The following is a 3,104-nucleotide window of genomic DNA, read 5'->3' on the forward strand; positions in this document are numbered from 1 at the left end:
GGGTGAGAGAATTTTCCTATGGTCACCGTTTACTCCCGTCACGGCTGTCATCTCTGCGAAAATGCTGTGAATGTTCTCGAGAGCCTTCGCGAAGAGCTCGCATTTGAGATTGAGATTATTTATATTGACGGTAACCCCGAACTAGAGAAGCTATATGGCGAACAAGTTCCAGTAACTCATATCAACGGAGAGCACCATGATTTTTGGAAAGTGGATCCGATTCGCTTTAGATCTTCCCTTGAAAAACATCGTCGGCATCAATAATCGTGTAGCTATAACCCTGCTCTGCTAAGAATCGCTGACGATTCTGCGCAAAATCTTGGTCGATAGTGTCGCGAGAAACGACAGAGTAGAAGCGCGCACCACGGCCATCTGCCTTAGGGCGCAATACACGACCCAAACGCTGTGCCTCTTCTTGGCGCGAGCCGAATGCACCAGATACCTGAATGGCAATTGTTGCTTCCGGTAAGTCGATTGAGAAGTTAGCGACCTTGGATACAACCAGACAAGAAATTTCTCCGGTACGGAAAGATTGGAATAACTCTTCACGCACCGATTGTGGGGTTGAACCTTGAATCACTGGGCAACCTAGAGTTTCGCCCAAATCATCCAACTGATCAAGATACTGGCCAATAACAAGGATCTGTTCTTTTGCATGCAGGCTGACGAGCTCTTGAACAACATCGCGCTTAGTGCGAGTGGTTGCGCAGTAGCGATAACGCTCTTCTGGTTCAGCCGTTGCATAAGCGAGACGCTCGGCTTCGGTCAGATTAACTCGAACCTCGATACATTCTGCAGGGGCGATATACCCCTGTGCTTCAATCTCTTTCCAGGGCACATCAAAGCGCTTTGGGCCGATCAGCGAGAAGACCTCACCTTCCATTCCATCCTCGCGAACCAAGGTGGCGGTTAGGCCCAGTCGTCTGCGGGATTGAATATCAGCTGTAAAGCGGAAGATCGGCGCAGGAAGTAAGTGCACCTCGTCGTAAATAATCAAACCCCAGTCATGGCTATCGAAGAGATCAAGGTGTGCGTAAACGCCATTCTTCTTCTTGGTCATTACTTGGTAGGTAGCGATAGTGACAGGGCGGATCTCTTTCTTGGAGCCAGAGTATTCGCCGATCTCATCTTCATTGAGAGAGGTGCGCTTGAGGAGTTCATCGCGCCATTGGCGTGCGGCAACTGTGTTGGTGACGAGAATCAAAGTAGTTGCTTTAGCATGTGCCATCGCCGCTGCGCCCACAATTGTCTTACCTGCACCACAAGGAAGTACCACGACACCAGAGCCACCATGCCAGAATCCTTCTGCAGCATGCTCTTGGTATTCGCGAATCTTCCAACCATCTTGCTTGAGATCAATGGGATGTGCCTGACCATCGACGTAGCCGGCAAAATCTTCTGCTGGCCAACCAAGGCGTAAGAGTGATTGCTTGATAGCACCGCGCTGACTTGGATGCACAGCAATTGTCTCTGCATCAATACGTGGACCTAGCAGCGGAGCAATCTTCTTTGCACGGATTACTTCTTCAAGAACCGCGGTATCTGTAGTCACAAGGATTAAACCGTGGACAGGATCTGCTTCGAGGCGGAGACGGCCGTAACGTGACATCTGTTCTGCAACATCGATAAGTAGTGCGTGCGGAACTGCGTAACGTGAATACTTAATAAGAGTGTCAATCACCATCTCGGCATCGTGGCCAGCGGCACGTGCGTTCCAGAGTCCAAGATTTGTCAGGCGATATGTGTGCATATGTTCTGGTGCGCGCTCGAGCTCTGCGAAGGGTGCAATTGCGCGACGACATTCAACAGATAGGGGATGGTCGATATCTAGTAAGAGCGTTTTATCGCTCTGAACAATCAGAGGTCCGTCGCTCATACGAGTAATTCTTTGATAAACGCATGTAGAAATGCGCTACGTGGTTCGATGCTAGAAAGGCTTACCCATTCATGTGCAGCGTGTGCACCACCACCGACAGCTCCGAGACCATCGAGGACTCGTACACCTGTCGCTGCAGCGAAGTTTCCATCGCTTGCGCCACCCACCTCGGCGCAACCCAGAGGTGGCATTGCAAGATCGGCAGCAACTTTCTCTGCAATTTCGTAAAGCTCTACTGTCGATGACGGCTGAAGCGGCGGGCGGTGCAATCCACCTGCAACTTCGATGCGCGCACCAGGAATCGTTGCAACTAAACTCTTAATCGCAGAATCAACTCGTACCAAATCTTCGTGTGAAAATGAACGGGCATCGATTTCAAGAACTGCAAGATCAGGAACTGTGTTAATAGTTGTTCCGGACTTGAGCAGCGTAGGAACAACTGTTGTTCCGTGCTCACTGCTTTCTAGCGCACCCAGCGCCAAGATGACGTGAGCCATCTCTGTAGTTGCGTTGATGCCCTTTTCGGGTTCGAGGCCAGCATGTGATGCCTTGCCATGAACTGAGATTTGATACATCGATGTTCCCTTGCGACCAGTCTTTACCTTGCCGTCAAGTGATGCCTCAAGAACTAGAACCGCATCTGCACTGGAAGAGAGTTGCTTAATAAGTTCTTTAGATTTATGACTACCAATTTCCTCATCCGTTGTTGCAACAAGCGCAACATCGCCCTCAATGCCCTTCAGTGCGTAGAGCGCCTGCACAAAGCCGGCCTTCATATCGAAGACGCCAGGCCCGCGCACTACATCGCCTTCAACGCTCCAGAGCGGGGAGAAGGAACCGATGGGCCAGACAGTGTCGAGGTGCGCGAGCACTAGAACCTTGGGAGATTCGCTGCCCCACCAGAAGACAGGACGACCTTCAATCTCTTTGATCTGCGCCGGAGTTCCCAGGACGCGCGTTGCGATATCGCTGGCGAGTGCAACGACAGAACGGCAGGCATTGAGATCTTCGCTAGGAGATTCGCACTTCACCAATGCTTCGATTGCAGCCAACATAGGAGTAAGTCTGCCGTATTCATCGATGTTCTTGCTTGTCATAAGGTTGCAACCCCCGTAATACGCGGAATTCTGAAGGTGAGAACCTCGCCAGTGGCGTGATCTCGAGCCATCAATGAACCAGCTGAAATCTTGAGTGGATCAATAATGCGGTGCGAGACAAGACCATTGTT

At 50.8% G+C, this 3,104-nt stretch carries 3 protein-coding genes; 1 reads left to right on the forward strand and 2 read right to left on the reverse strand.

Annotation, left to right across the window (positions count from 1 at the left end):
• Window positions 1-18: 18 nt before the first annotated feature.
• A complete protein-coding gene (locus ACKOVI_RS05565; RefSeq protein WP_509603095.1) occupies window positions 19-264 on the forward strand; it encodes a glutaredoxin family protein in 246 nt (81 codons plus the stop codon).
• Here the strand turns inward: ACKOVI_RS05565 and ACKOVI_RS05570 are convergent.
• Window positions 227-1,876, reverse strand: coding sequence for a DNA repair helicase XPB (locus ACKOVI_RS05570; protein ID WP_509603096.1), 1,650 nt, complete (start codon window positions 1,874-1,876; stop codon window positions 227-229). The genes ACKOVI_RS05565 and ACKOVI_RS05570 overlap by 38 nt on opposite strands.
• A complete protein-coding gene (locus ACKOVI_RS05575; protein ID WP_509603097.1) occupies window positions 1,873-2,973 on the reverse strand; it encodes a M20/M25/M40 family metallo-hydrolase in 1,101 nt (366 codons plus the stop codon). Before ACKOVI_RS05575 ends, ACKOVI_RS05570 begins: the two co-directional genes overlap by 4 nt.
• Window positions 2,974-3,104: the final 131 nt, after the last annotated feature.

Source organism: Candidatus Planktophila sp., from assembly GCF_046070465.1.
Taxonomy (GTDB): domain Bacteria; phylum Actinomycetota; class Actinomycetes; order Nanopelagicales; family Nanopelagicaceae; genus Planktophila.